Below are 12,512 nucleotides of genomic sequence, written 5' to 3'. Positions count from 1 at the left end.
GAAATAAGAAATGTAAAATTAAAAGTCCATCCCAGTTTGGGGTAGCTGCGGGCCCTTTCGGATCCCACCGCATCCCCAACGCGGAGGACTTTACTTCCGGGTTCGAGATGAGTCCGGGTGTTGCTCCCCCGCTATGACCGGGTGGACAATCTCTTATTGTTCAGCCTTCCTTAAAAAATTATTTCTTAGATGTTACGGCCTCAGCATATATCCCGGCAATGTAGAGCGGGCCGTTATCTTTGGGACAGTTGCCCACGAGCTTGAGTACAAAGTCACCTACTTGGAAGTCTCTTTCTTGAGTGTAGTCGCATTGCATGCATTTTATGAGAGTCTTAACCTTCAGATTCTGCTTGGAGTCAACACTTATTGCCAATTTCCATCACTGGGCTATACCCGCCGTGTTACCTACTCCCACAACCACCACAGTGCTTCCAGGTTTTGTCCTTTCTAGGATGATCCTCTTTACATATTCTATTGCTTTATCTGCAGCTTGATATACCTCTTTCCTCATTTCCGTAATGGCCTCCTCCATGCTCATCTTAACAATGACTGCGTCAATGGGTATTCCATACTTCACTGCAACCCTCTCTATGGCTATCTTCTCTGGCCCTGGGTCACCCATTGCAACACCCATTCCCTCGGCCACAGAACCAGTCTCCTCTCCCTCAAGCTTAAGCGCTGCATCCACTGTTATTATTCTTGACACTCTTCCGCCTTCTCTTTCAATCACGTTTTGCACTCCCTCACCTGGAGTACCCACAGTAGCCATTGGGCCTTCTGCCTTCACCACAACTACCTTCCTTCCTTCAAACTCTATCGACCCAGCTATGGTATCCTTACTTACAGTGAACTTCTGATCGGCTTTCATTAAGAACCTTGAGGCAACTAAAGGTCCTAAACCATCTCCTATGGGTATTCCCTGAAGGAACACTTTCTGTGCCTTAGCATAGGCCTCCGCGTATTTCACGTATATGGGAGCCACCATCTGAAGCTGATACATTATCATGATGCTGTTCAGTTTCTTCGCCATTATTAGGTAATGCCTAATCACCTTGTAGATCAGGTTGAGCGCATTAACCACTTCTGTGGAAATTTCTATTTGACTCCTTGTCATGGGATCAATGTTAGGGTTCACAGCTGTTATCATTTCCCTCACTGTGTCCTCGTTGGACCTCATTAGAAGCTTCATCCTGTTTATGATGTCAGTGGGCTCAACGCTAACTGGGTCAATAACGAACCTGTCTATTATCCTTTCCACGAAGGCCTTTGGATCTGCAAATCCCTTCTCCTTTAGAAGCTTTTCAGTGAGTCCTCTGGAGTCCTTCAGGTATCCCTCGATCATCTGAAGTTTCTGTTCAACATCTCTGCTAAGAAACATGATTTGGGTCTTCTGCTGAACTCCAGGGAAGAATGAAAGGGCTAGAAGGGCTATGAAAAATATGTAAAATATATATGAGAACGCCAAGGCTGCCCCGCTTTGACCTTGACTACTGGTCTGTGCAAGAGCTATTATTAATCCATTCATAATGTTCGTATAGACACGCGTTTGTGAGAAATTAAACTTTTATCAAAGTACCAGTAACCTCAGGTTAAAACGAGCGTTCCCTTCTCGTCAACGTAAACCGTGTGTTCAAACTGGGACACCATCCCCCTTCTAACCTCTAGGAGGACCGGATATGCGTGAAGGGCACCGCGCTTGCTTAGGGTCCTGAGAGTTTGTTCAACCTCCTCCTTGCTACCCAGGTCTGATAGCCATCTCTCTGAGAAGGGCAAGGTCTTAAATCTCTTATCAATTTCCTCCAGGTATTTCCTTTCAATCTCTGTTAGACCCCTCACCTGTTTCAATCTTAATGAGTAAATTGTTACCTCCTTTCCCTCAACTACTTCTCCTCCACCGTCAGTAGCGAAGGGTTCTATGGCGTAAGTGTTACCTCCCTGAATCTTCCCGGTGATTCTCTCGTAAACGTTAGGCACGAAAATACCTGCATGGAGTTCATATCTTCGAATGAGGTGCCCCCCAAGGTTCCTTACGGGTTTAAAGCCGTATCCCCTGATCGTTTTCTCAATAACTTTTCCTATATCTGACAGTGAAGCCCCCATCTTAAAATTGGAGATAGCTGACTTCAATGCATCCTTAGCAGCATCAGCTAGCCTCTCCATTCTGTCATCGAGGTAGACAGTTACTGCGGTGTCCGTTATGTAACCCTCTATATGGGCACCTATGTCCAGTTTCACAATTGCGCCATCAGGAATTACCTTCTCGTCCCCTATCACGGGGCTATAGTGCGCAGCTTCGTGATTAATGGAGAGATTGCAGGGAAAGGCAGGCCTTGCTCCAGCCTCAATTATGGCCTTCTCAACAGCCTCACAAACTTCAATCACCTTAACTCCCGGTTTAATCATTCTAGCCCCAAGATCCCTGGCCCTAGAAGCAATCTCTCCAGCGGCCTTAACAAGCTTTAATTCGTCCTCGGTCATGGAAAGATAATACGCGAATGAAATTTTTATTTTTAGTCTAATACAATGCCCCATGTCTCAAATTAGATGGTTAGGTCATGCGGCAGTGGAGGTTCTCATTTCTGGAAAGAGGGTTGTAATTGACCCCTTGATAAAAGACAATCCCCTATCTCCAGTAAAGCTTAACTATCTGGAGGGAGTCAGCGTCGTTGGGGTAACCCACGATCATTATGACCATCTTGGGGATACGGTGGAGATATTGAAAATGAATAATAAAGCAAAACTATTTGCGACCTTTGATCTAGAGATGTATCTAGTTAATCAGTTTAAGGTTCCTGAGGCGCAGCTTATTCCCGCCAATGTTGGAGGCTATGTGGAACATGAAGGGATAAGGCTGGCCCTGACTAAGGCAGTTCACTCAAGCGAACATAGTGACCCCACAGGGATTGTGGTATCCGATGGCCGTACAACCATATATCACGCAGGTGATACGGGACTCTTTGAGGACATGAGGTTGATAGGCCAAGTATTCCAGCCGGATTACGCACTCCTACCTATTGGTGGAAGATTCACCATGGATCCTAAGCAGGCGGTGATTGCGGTGGATATGATAAAACCGAGGAAGGGTGCAATCCCCATACATTTCAACACGTGGGACATGATAAGGGTTGACCCCCAGGAGTTTGTGAAGGGAGTTAAGGAGAAGGGCTACGAGGCAATTCTGTTACAGCCAGGTCAGTCAATCGAGTTGTAGCGTAATGCTCAGTGAGAACGAGCTTAAAATCTTGGATTTTTTGAGAAAGAGAAAGGAATCGACTTCCCAGGAAATTGGGGAAGCAACAGGTCTTCCTCCAAGCTCTGTTTTCAGTATTATTGCAACTCTGGAATCCAAGGGTATAGTGAAAGTAATCTCAGAGGAGACCAGAAGGGTGGCTAGGTTAACTGAGGAGGGTAAACTGAGGGCTGAACAGGGTTTACCAGAGGATCGTCTGGTTTCCACTCTCAATGGTAAGCCGGCTAAGATACAAGAATTGAAAAGCGTCCTTGGCAAGGACTTTGAGATAGGTTTTGGATGGGCTAGGAGAAAGGGGCTCATAATCGTAGAAAATGATACTGTAATACCCAAGGTCTCGAGTCACGTCTCACCTGAGTACATTGCGCTCAAGGATCTTCAGGCCGGAAAGGAAATTGAAAGGGAGATGCTGGATTCGCTCGTCAAGAGGAAGCTGGTTGAGGTAAAGGAGGAGAAAGTTTTGAAGGTTCAGCTGGTTAAGGACGTTGAGGTCAGACCAGCGGAGCTCTACCTAACCCATGAAATGCTTACAACAGGTTCATGGAAAAATTACGAGTTCAAGCCATATAACGTGGAGGCCGATCCTCCTTTCTTTCCCATAGGCAAGACACACTACTTCAGGGACTTTATAGAGAAGGTGAAGGACCTTATGGTTGGATTGGGTTTCGTGGAGGTGTCTGGAGAATTTGTGGAGACAGAGTTCTTCAATTTCGACATGTTATTTCAGCCACAGGATCATCCTGCCAGGGAAATTCATGATTCCTTCGTAATTGAGGGAAGAGGGAAACTACCAGATGGGGACCTCGTTAAAAAGGTAAAGGAGATACACGAGAAGTGGTGGAGGTATTCGTGGAGTGAGGATAATGCCAGGAGGCTTGTTCTCAGGAGCCAAACCACCGCGGTCACTGCTAGGGTACTAAGTGGTGCACCTAGGGCAATAAGGGCCTTTACAATAGGTAAGGTCTTTAGGCCAGATTCCATTGATGCTACCCATCTCATAGAGTTCCATCAGATGGATGGGCTGGTTGTGGAGGAGAACTTCACGTTCAGGGACCTCCTTTCCACTCTTCGTGATATATTTCAAGGGCTGGGAGTTAAACAGGTGAAGTTTAAGCCGGGCTACTTCCCGTTCACAGAACCCAGCGTTGAAGTCTATGGTTTTATTGATGGCCTTGGTTGGGTGGAGATGGCCGGTGCTGGACTCCTTAGAAAGGAGGTTACGGAGCCTGCAGGTGTTTACTCACCGGCCGGCGCATGGGGAATAGGAATAGACAGGCTGGCCATGCTCTTCCTAGGTGTCAAGGATATAAGGGATCTGTACTCGCTTGACATAGAGTACCTGAGATCAAGGAGGGTGATCTGATGCCAACCATAAACCTTAACAAGTGGATATTGCAGGACTTGACTAGGCTGAATGAACAGGAGTTAGTGGATTACCTCTTCAGACTGAAATCTGAGGTATCGCCGGTGAATCAGGACGAGTATTCCATAGAGGTTAACGCCGATAGGCTGGACATGCTTAGTCTAGGTGGGATAGTCAGGGCACTGAAGGGAATAACAGGTAGGGAATTGGGGGAGCCAAAATACACAGTAAGGGACACCGATTACGTGTTGGAGGTGGAGAGAGTACCCTCAAGGCCCTACGCTCTAGCCTGTATCGTTTATAACGTGAAACTCAACCCGGACCTTTACCTGAAGGAACTCATTCAATTCCAGGAGAAACTACATGATACCATAGGCAGAAGGAGGAAGAAGGTTGCAATTGGAATTCATGATCTTCAGAAAGTTGAGGGGAAGGTGATAAGATATGCCCCAGTGCCTCTTTCCACCACCTTTGTCCCTCTCTACCAGGAAAAGGAGATGAGCGTTAAGGACGTGCTTCAGGAAACACCTCAGGGGAAACAGTATGGGAATATTTCGGTTTGGGATAATTATTCGCCTGCAATAATGGATGAAAAGGGTATTCTGAGTGTGCCCCCCGTGATTAATTCTGACAGGACCAGGATCACTGAGAATACTAGGTCGCTTCTGATAGATGTAACGGGTACCAACTTCGACTCAGTGGTGGAGACAATGGATCTTCTGGTAACGGGGTTGGCTGAGCTGGGAGGGATAATAGGAAGGATTAAGGTGAAGGGGATGAACGTGGAGACATCGCCTGTGTTGAGACATACTCTAGTTCCTTTTAGTCTAGAGGACGTGAACAGAAGACTGGGCATTAATGTCTCTAAGGATGAAGCAGTAACCCTCATCCGCAGAATGAGAATGGAAGTTGAGACAGGAGATGGGTTGGCTGTCGTGGTTCCACCTTACAGGGTGGATATAATGAACTACACAGACGTGGCAGAGGACATAGCGATGGCCTATGGCTATGATCGCTTCACGCTGGAGTCCAGGCGAGGCATGGTCACCGGATCACTATCGGAGAAGTCTGAAATTTACAGGAAGCTGAGAACACTTCTCATAGGAGCAGGATTTCAGGAAATATATACATTAGTCTTGACAAAATCTGATTATCAGAGGGGTGAAGTTGTGAGGATTGCTAACCCCATCTCAGTGGAGTATGATTCGGTGCGAAACTCGTTACTCTGGAATAGCCTCCTCTTTCTCTCCAACAATCAGCACTCCAGGTTTCCTGTGAAAATATTTGAGATAGGTGAGGTTGTTCGGAGGGACGAGAGTAAGGATACCAACTACGCCAACGCGACGAGGTTGGCAGTGGCCATCATGGATAGCAAGGTCAGCTATGAAATCCTTCAGTCCCCACTTCACCAGGTCTTACTTAACCTTCTAGGAATAGCCCCGTCTTACAGGCGTGTGGACAATGACATCCTCATGAGGGGCAGATCAGCCGAAATCATACTCAGGGACGAAAGAGTTGGGGTAATTGGTGAGGCCAATCCAGAAATATTAAGAAGTTTTAATTTGCTATATCCTGTGCTATTGGCAGAACTTGACTTGGATGCATTGAGGAGGGTGATATGATGCCAGTTCTAGAGTTAGCCGATGTAGACCTCTATTACAGGAGTGATGGAAGAGGAAAACCGCTGGTCTTGGTACATCACCTAGCCGGTTCTACTTTAAGCTGGGAGTTCATGATTCATGACCTGGCGTCTAGGTTCTGGGTCATCACATATGATTTAAGAGGTCATGGAAAGAGCTCAGTTCCTCCATCAAGATATACAATATCTGACCACGCTCAGGATTTGAAGGCATTGTTGGAGTATCTTGGTGTAAAGGACCCAATACTAGTAGGTCACTCAATAGGTTCTCTAATTACAATGGAGTACGCCCTGAAAAATTCAGTGGGTAGGCTTGTTCTCGTGGGCGCACTGTACAAGGCACCCGATCCAATACCCTATATGAGGTATATGGACATCGCCACTAGATTCGGCATGGAGGCGTTGGCATTTTACAGGAGATTGAATGGAGAGATTCCCGTCAAGATAACGGAATCATTTTCTCTGTGGTCCAGATTCCTGCAAATCTACAGGGGCACTTCCGTGATAGGTTACATTAATACGGTGAGGGGACTTTTAGAGGCTCCAAATTATGAGCCAGAATTGGAGAAGTTGAGGGATTCTGCGCTAATCTATGGAAGTGAAGACAGGTTAAAGGCGAACCTGGACGTTTTCAAGAGGGCTGGATTCAGATATTTTGAGATTCAAGGAACTGGGCATTTCCCGAACCTAGAGAGTCCAGAGGAGCTACTGAGAATTCTCTACTCTCTCTAGTATAGTCCCTCCCAGCTCTCTTACAATAGCCTTTACCCTTTCGTTCACTCTCCTTACAGTATCTCTCACCCTTTCAGCATTTTCACCACTGTAGGCAATCTGGATCTCTAGATACGGTTCCCTTGTTTCGTGCCCCTTTGGATGGGTCTTAATATAGACGCCGGTCTCCTTTACGACACTCTTGACGTGAGGAGCAAGAGCGGACTCCATTACCCCCTTAACAAGAAAACTTTCCTCGTAATAGTGAACAGGAGGTCGTCTGGCTAACCTGTTCAGAAAGCTCTCCAGAACGTTCTCCATTTCCTTAGGCACGCCTGGAGTGACTACTATGTCCGTTCCATTTACGTTAAGGGTGAAGCCGGGAGCTATACCTGCCTCATTCCTTATGGGTTTTGCCCCCTCTGGCAAGAGTGCCATTTTCAGTCTCTCCTGAGTTAGGGGTAGACCTTTAGCCTCATACTTTTCCCTCAACTCCTTGAGCGCTTCATCATTCATGACTAGAGGCCGGTTAAGCCCCTTGGCCAGTCCTTCAGCGGTCAAATCGTCATATGTGGGTCCCAACCCTCCACTGACCACCACAATGGTAGGGCTTCTCGCCAAGATCTCCCTTATTGCGTTAGATATCTCATCTAGGTCATCTCCGATAACAGTTATCCTCCTCACGGAGAAACCCATTACCGTGAGCCTAGACGCGATATGTGAAGCGTTGGTATTTACAGTTCTGCCAGTTAACAGCTCATTTCCTATAGTTAATACCTCTGCCGTATATAGCATACGCATAATAATAAAAGCCATATCGAACTATAGAATTTATGGGCAAATGGGAAGGCTTCTTCTCAAATGAAACCAAGGGGCTCAAATCCTCGGAGATAAGGGATCTACTTAAGCTCACTGAAGGAAGGAATGTGATAAGCTTTGCCGGTGGGTTACCAGATCCCTCTACCTTCCCCGTAGAGGACATAAAGAAGATAACGGACGAAATTCTAGATACAAAGTCCTCATCTGCTCTTCAGTACACGGCGACCGCTGGAGTCTCAGAGTTGAGGAAAGAACTAGTTTCATTCACTGGCCTAAGAGGTATCACTGGAATTAGTGAAAATAATATTTTCGTGAGTGTTGGAAGTCAGGAGGCCCTTTTCATCCTCTTTAACGTCCTTGTGGATCCCGGAGATAACGTAATTGTTGAAAAACCCACCTACTTAACCGCCCTTAATGTACTTCGCACAAGAAAGCCACAATTCCACGGAGTTACGGTTACGGATAAGGGGCCCGATCTACACGCTCTGGAGTCCCAGCTGAGGAAGCTTAAGTCAGAAGGAAAGAAGGTTAAGCTCATGTATGTTATTCCCACAGCACAAAACCCCGCTGGAACCACCATGTACCTAGATGACAGGAAATATCTCATGGAGCTAGCCTCTTCCTACGACTTTCTTGTAGTTGAGGACGATGCGTATGGATTTCTGGTGTTTGAGGGGGATAACCCTCCGCCCCTGAAAGCACTGGATAAGGAAGGGAGGGTAATCTATCTCGGTACCTTCAGCAAGATCCTGTCTCCGGGGTTGAGACTGGGTTGGATCGTCGCAGATGAGGAAATAATCCGAGAAGTTGAACTGTTCAAGCAAAACGTGGATCTTCACACGCCCTCGTTAAATCAGTTCATAGCTGCAGAGGCCATAAGGAGGGGGGTTATACAATCCAACTTACCCAAGACTAAGGCCCTCTACAAGCAAAAGAGGGACTATATGATAGGGGCAATGGATAAGTACTTTCCCTCGATAGTAAGGAGGACGAAGCCCGTTGGTGGAATGTTCGTGTTCGCCTGGTTGCCCGAAAAGTTCAATACCACACAACTACTTCAGGAGGCCATGTTGAAGGGAGTAGCGTACGTGCCGGGTAACAGTTTCTATTACGATTACAGCGGAGCGAATACCATGAGGATAAACTTCAGTTTCCCAAGCAAGGATGAGATAGAGAAGGGAATTGAAATTTTAGGTAATCTGATAAAATCCAAGTTGTGAGTTTTAGCTTAGTGATTTTTTCACATTTACTATAACTCCAGGTTTTGGAGTGGGTATTGAGGCAAGGACGTTTTCTGATTTACCAACGAAATTCTTGATCATTTTGTCGCTCTCCTTACTATCTAGATATTTGAATGCGTCCTTTCTGACAGTGGGATAAACAACCTCGCTGGAGCTAGGCATGAATGGTGGCCAAGAATTCATGAACTTCGGTATTATTATCTTCCCATCGGGGCCGATCATTTTTTCCGCCAGATATCTAGCCCATCCTCTCACAGTGGAGACAATGATGTAATCCCATTTCCGTTCCATTGCAGAGTTTCTAGAGGAGCCATCATCCTCCACCATAACCAGATCTCCGATTAAATCTGCAAGTATCCTGGTGATTAATCCGGTACCCATGGCAAGAACAGAGCCACCTCTAACTCTTTCCTTGATTTCAAGCGCCATGGAGATCAATGGAAGGAGTAATGCCCTCTCGTCAATTCCCTCAGGTAAAATAACGACCGAATCCACTGGTACGACCGCCCTTTCTGCCAGCACGCCGTGAGTTTCAGTCCCTATGCCTCCAAAGGAACGGGAGTAAGGCATAACAAGAGCAAGCTTCCCCATAATTGACTGATCAACATCAATACCCACATCTCTAACCCTTCCTAGACCTATCCCTCCTAGAATAGTGCCAGGTCTGACCCAGATTAAGCCCAGGTATATCCCGTTTTCAATTCCGTCAACTAGCGCCTGTTCGGTGGATAACTCCACAAAGTTTCTGCCCACTGGTATTTCCGGGACTTCAGCCTTAATAATACCCTGGTTGAACACTACCGATTTCATTTAGGACAAAAGCTGTGATGAAGTTAATAGAATTAAAGTTGAGTAGAGTTTGAATGCGTGCAGTTCACAATATAAGTAAGAAGTGTAGGGAGAAGATAGTGGAGCTTCTACTGGAGAAGAGAAGTAAATCCGAATTAGCCAGAGATTTAGGTATATCTCCTGCCTCAATTGTCAAATTTTATAAAGGTAGAACGCACGCTAGCGACTTGACTATTTTGAGGGCATTAAATGTGGCAGATGAGGAGGAGAAGAAGGCTATAGCGCGTCTCATTGTGGACGATCTTGTTGAAAGTTTACTCGACGTATTATCGGAAAACCAAGATTTGCAATCGGAAAAACTCGATCTCTTGAAGAAGACACTCGAGGAAAGGGATAAAAGAAGGATACTAACTTCTCTTGGCCTCGTATAGAGGGCATGTGATGCAGAAATGGGGATATTTCTCAACTACAACGTGCTTGACATTATCTCCTCCAGCCTCTACGTACTCTGAGCTTAAACCTATCCTCTCCGGCTCGCTCACGTTCCACGCGTTGCACCTACCGTTCACCGAATGTCTACAGGTCTTCGATTTCCACACTCCCTGAACCTGGGCTATCTTTAACCAAGAGACGAAATCCCAGAGTCTCTGTATATCTTCCCTTATCTTTTGGACGTTGTCGCTCTCTTGATCCTGATGTACCTTTAGTTGTTCCTCTAACCTCTTTATGTCAAGCTCTATATCAGTGGGGGATATCAACATAATACTTGGCTTAAGATTATCCTCTACACTCATGATTACCTCATTGTCATAATATCCTTTTTAAGGCAGAATGCATAATAGTTCTTCGTGGCATGTGATGGTCAAGGAGCTCTATAGAGAGAGAATAAAGGTGCTAACTGATCTTTGGGGAAACATTCTGGACAACTGGGAAAACATGGACAGGAACTCACTTTTATCTCTGGTCCAGGAGATTTATGAGAAAAATGACATAAGACCATTCAGGGGCTTCAAATCCACCAATCTTTACGAGAAGGAGCTCATTAGTATATTTGTAGTTGGAAAGGATGGGCTTGGCCTTTATGATGACTATAGGCCTGTTTTCGATAAGCTGCTTCCCCTTGAAGAGAAGTTCTACGAGGTATCAAGGGCCATAATAGAGAAGGGAGCCGAAGAGGCCTATGCTCTAGCTGGTAGTGATAAGGACGTATTAGCTAGAGCGCTCAGGCTAATCTTTACCGAGGTAATTTTCTCATTCTCAGACGAATCAAAGTTACTTCAGGCCCTTAGGGTGCTCGATTCCTCTCCCAATGATGCCATAAAACACACAGCAAAGAGCTTTTCTAGATTCTATACAGCCTTTAGGCTAGCTGAGAATATAGCTGAGGGTCTGATTAGGGATAAAATGAACTATATAGCCATGAAGAAGGCATTTGCCATTAGTTTGGGCATAGAGTATCCACTGCCCAAATCCAGTTACGTGGCGTTAATATCCAAAGAAGTTTTCAACGTTAGTCCAAAACTGATCCGTAAAGTTCTAGAGGTTTCTGTTCAACCATAGATCTTTTTAAACAACGGTCGAATGATAATTAGGTATGCAAAATTTATCATCAACACAAAGGGAGATACTCCTGGCGTTAATTGAACTCTATAACAGACAAAAGAAAATGATTAAAAGTAAAGAAGTTGCTGACATGATAAGCAAGGATGAGGGTACTGTCAGAAACATAATACTGAGCCTAAAGGTTCTCGGACTTGTGGACTCTAAGCCAGGTCCCAATGGCGGATATTTACCAACATTGAAGGCCTACGAATTCGTGAAAAACCCCACCATATTGCCAATATTGGACAAGCTGAGCCTCTATCGTGGTAACGTTGAAACTGACGTTAAGGTGGAGAATATTGAGTTGCTGGATATAACCAATCCGTCAGGTAACAGGGTTATCCTAAAAATTTCGGGAGATCCCAGGAAGATCAGACCAGGTGACAGCGTGAGGGTGGGACCAACGCCCTACAGTAGATTGGTTATTGAGGGTGTTGTATTAAATGCGGAGGAAGAACGCAGAGAGATAATTATTGATGTAAAGAGAATGATAAGCATTCCCAAGGAAAAGGTAAAGAATATCATAGGAAAGAGGCTTGTCTCCCTGAAACCTAACATGTCTCTCAGGGACGCCTCTAGAATTCTTCATAAGGAGGGTATAAGGGGAGCGCCTGTTCTGGACGAGTCAGGGAATGTGATAGGAATAATTACCACTGCGGATTTGATGAGGGCGTTTTACGAGGGTAATTTCGACGCAACAGTTTCGGATTACATGAAAAAAGACGTGATAACCATAAAGGAGGACGACGATATAATGGAAGCTGTCAAGAAAATGGTAACATATAACGTTGGAAGATTAGTGGTGATGGATGCCATTAACAGGGTAACAGGAATGGTTACGAGAACCGATATACTGAAATCCATTGCCGGACTAGAAGGATTATGGTCCATTTGAGGGAAAGATGCGGAATAATATATAAGGATAAATTCGTGGAGATTAGAAATGTATCAGAACGAGACCACGAATTTCTAATGGATCCGCAGGAGATCTACTCCTATCTTGATGGTATACAGGCAATAGTGCATTCTCACGAGGAGATGTGCTACCCCAGTTTTAGGGATATTGAAAATATGTGGACTTGGAGGGTTCCATGGATA

General features: G+C 45.5%; 14 protein-coding genes and 1 rRNA gene. 8 read left to right on the top strand and 7 right to left on the bottom strand.

The window, feature by feature from the left end; all coding sequences use genetic code 11:
* Positions 1 to 26: 26 nt before the first annotated feature.
* The 4 genes from rrf to map form a co-directional block, all read right to left on the bottom strand.
* Positions 27 to 145: ribosomal RNA gene (rrf, locus tag QVC96_RS01985) — 5S ribosomal RNA — on the bottom strand.
* A gap of 33 nt (positions 146 to 178) precedes the next feature.
* Complete coding sequence (locus QVC96_RS01980; protein WP_255775992.1) at positions 179 to 373, bottom strand: hypothetical protein; 195 nt, start codon at positions 371 to 373, stop codon at positions 179 to 181.
* Positions 374 to 379: 6 nt separating this feature from the next.
* A complete protein-coding gene (locus tag QVC96_RS01975; protein WP_287689797.1) occupies positions 380 to 1,525 on the bottom strand; it encodes a DUF1512 domain-containing protein in 1,146 nt (381 codons plus the stop codon).
* Positions 1,526 to 1,584: 59 nt separating this feature from the next.
* Positions 1,585 to 2,478 carry a type II methionyl aminopeptidase gene (gene map, locus QVC96_RS01970; protein WP_287689796.1) on the bottom strand — a complete coding sequence of 298 codons (894 nt, stop codon included), beginning with the start codon at positions 2,476 to 2,478 and terminating at the stop codon, positions 1,585 to 1,587.
* A gap of 52 nt (positions 2,479 to 2,530) precedes the next feature.
* On the opposite strand from map, the gene QVC96_RS01965 reads away from it, so the two are divergent.
* From QVC96_RS01965 to QVC96_RS01950, 4 genes are read left to right on the top strand one after another with little or no spacing between them, the layout of a single operon-like run.
* Positions 2,531 to 3,211 (top strand): metal-dependent hydrolase, encoded by a 681-nt coding sequence (locus tag QVC96_RS01965; protein WP_287689795.1) that lies wholly within the window; start codon positions 2,531 to 2,533, stop codon positions 3,209 to 3,211.
* 4 nt (positions 3,212 to 3,215) lie between these two features.
* Positions 3,216 to 4,613, top strand: a complete 1,398-nt coding sequence (locus QVC96_RS01960) for a phenylalanine--tRNA ligase subunit alpha (RefSeq protein WP_287689794.1) — start codon at positions 3,216 to 3,218, stop codon at positions 4,611 to 4,613.
* The gene (gene pheT / locus QVC96_RS01955; protein WP_287689793.1) at positions 4,613 to 6,235 is read left to right on the top strand and encodes a phenylalanine--tRNA ligase subunit beta; all 1,623 of its coding nucleotides are present in this window, start codon (positions 4,613 to 4,615) and stop codon (positions 6,233 to 6,235) included. Before QVC96_RS01960 ends, pheT begins: the two co-directional genes overlap by 1 nt.
* A complete protein-coding gene (locus QVC96_RS01950; protein WP_287689792.1) occupies positions 6,235 to 6,984 on the top strand; it encodes an alpha/beta fold hydrolase in 750 nt (249 codons plus the stop codon). Before pheT ends, QVC96_RS01950 begins: the two co-directional genes overlap by 1 nt.
* Here QVC96_RS01950 and QVC96_RS01945 read toward each other — a convergent pair.
* Entirely contained in the window at positions 6,958 to 7,758 is an 801-nt protein-coding gene (locus QVC96_RS01945; RefSeq protein ID WP_425597973.1) for a nicotinamide mononucleotide deamidase-related protein, read from the bottom strand. The genes QVC96_RS01950 and QVC96_RS01945 overlap by 27 nt on opposite strands.
* A 38-nt stretch (positions 7,759 to 7,796) precedes the next feature.
* Here QVC96_RS01945 and QVC96_RS01940 point away from each other — a divergent pair, with 38 nt between their 5' ends.
* Entirely contained in the window at positions 7,797 to 9,002 is a 1,206-nt protein-coding gene (locus QVC96_RS01940) for a PLP-dependent aminotransferase family protein (RefSeq protein WP_287689790.1), read from the top strand.
* 3 nt (positions 9,003 to 9,005) lie between these two features.
* On the opposite strand, the gene QVC96_RS01935 is transcribed toward QVC96_RS01940, so the two are convergent.
* Entirely contained in the window at positions 9,006 to 9,833 is an 828-nt protein-coding gene (locus QVC96_RS01935; protein ID WP_238024839.1) for an alcohol dehydrogenase, read from the bottom strand.
* Positions 9,834 to 9,886: 53 nt separating this feature from the next.
* On the opposite strand from QVC96_RS01935, the gene QVC96_RS01930 reads away from it, so the two are divergent.
* Positions 9,887 to 10,243 carry a hypothetical protein gene (locus QVC96_RS01930; protein ID WP_287689789.1) on the top strand — a complete coding sequence of 119 codons (357 nt, stop codon included), beginning with the start codon at positions 9,887 to 9,889 and terminating at the stop codon, positions 10,241 to 10,243.
* On the opposite strand, the gene QVC96_RS01925 is transcribed toward QVC96_RS01930, so the two are convergent.
* Positions 10,220 to 10,606 (bottom strand): hypothetical protein, encoded by a 387-nt coding sequence (locus QVC96_RS01925; protein WP_287689788.1) that lies wholly within the window; start codon positions 10,604 to 10,606, stop codon positions 10,220 to 10,222. The two genes, QVC96_RS01930 and QVC96_RS01925, sit on opposite strands and share 24 nt — an antisense overlap.
* Before the next feature lie 64 nt (positions 10,607 to 10,670).
* Between QVC96_RS01925 and QVC96_RS01920 the strand changes: the two genes are divergently transcribed.
* Together QVC96_RS01920 and QVC96_RS01915 are read left to right on the top strand one after the other, a co-directional pair.
* Positions 10,671 to 11,372, top strand: a complete 702-nt coding sequence (locus tag QVC96_RS01920; RefSeq protein ID WP_238024842.1) for a DUF2192 domain-containing protein — start codon at positions 10,671 to 10,673, stop codon at positions 11,370 to 11,372.
* 34 nt (positions 11,373 to 11,406) lie between these two features.
* Positions 11,407 to 12,309 (top strand): CBS domain-containing protein, encoded by a 903-nt coding sequence (locus QVC96_RS01915; protein ID WP_287689787.1) that lies wholly within the window; start codon positions 11,407 to 11,409, stop codon positions 12,307 to 12,309.
* Positions 12,310 to 12,512: the final 203 nt, after the last annotated feature.

This window comes from Metallosphaera javensis (ex Sakai et al. 2022) (genome assembly GCA_021654415.1).
GTDB lineage: Archaea > Thermoproteota > Thermoprotei_A > Sulfolobales > Sulfolobaceae > Metallosphaera > Metallosphaera javensis.
The sequence above is the reverse complement of the archived record's forward strand: the minus strand, read 5'-3'. Positions and strand labels throughout refer to the sequence as shown.

Bases quoted from the DNA above. Each gene is read 5' to 3' on its own strand.
- QVC96_RS01975 (WP_287689797.1), bottom strand. From the start codon at position 1,525: ATGAATGGATTAATAATAGCTCTTGCACAGACCAGTAGTCAAGGTCAA.
- QVC96_RS01925 (WP_287689788.1), bottom strand. From the start codon at position 10,606: ATGAGTGTAGAGGATAATCTTAAGCCAAGTATTATGTTGATATCCCCC.
- QVC96_RS01935 (WP_238024839.1), bottom strand. From the start codon at position 9,833: ATGAAATCGGTAGTGTTCAACCAGGGTATTATTAAGGCTGAAGTCCCG.
- pheT (WP_287689793.1), top strand. From the start codon at position 4,613: ATGCCAACCATAAACCTTAACAAGTGGATATTGCAGGACTTGACTAGG.
- QVC96_RS01965 (WP_287689795.1), top strand. From the start codon at position 2,531: ATGTCTCAAATTAGATGGTTAGGTCATGCGGCAGTGGAGGTTCTCATT.
- QVC96_RS01920 (WP_238024842.1), top strand. From the start codon at position 10,671: ATGGTCAAGGAGCTCTATAGAGAGAGAATAAAGGTGCTAACTGATCTT.
- QVC96_RS01950 (WP_287689792.1), top strand. From the start codon at position 6,235: ATGCCAGTTCTAGAGTTAGCCGATGTAGACCTCTATTACAGGAGTGAT.
- map (WP_287689796.1), bottom strand. From the start codon at position 2,478: ATGACCGAGGACGAATTAAAGCTTGTTAAGGCCGCTGGAGAGATTGCT.
- QVC96_RS01940 (WP_287689790.1), top strand. From the start codon at position 7,797: ATGGGCAAATGGGAAGGCTTCTTCTCAAATGAAACCAAGGGGCTCAAA.
- QVC96_RS01960 (WP_287689794.1), top strand. From the start codon at position 3,216: ATGCTCAGTGAGAACGAGCTTAAAATCTTGGATTTTTTGAGAAAGAGA.
- QVC96_RS01930 (WP_287689789.1), top strand. From the start codon at position 9,887: ATGCGTGCAGTTCACAATATAAGTAAGAAGTGTAGGGAGAAGATAGTG.
- QVC96_RS01945 (WP_425597973.1), bottom strand. From the start codon at position 7,758: ATGCTATATACGGCAGAGGTATTAACTATAGGAAATGAGCTGTTAACT.
- QVC96_RS01915 (WP_287689787.1), top strand. From the start codon at position 11,407: ATGCAAAATTTATCATCAACACAAAGGGAGATACTCCTGGCGTTAATT.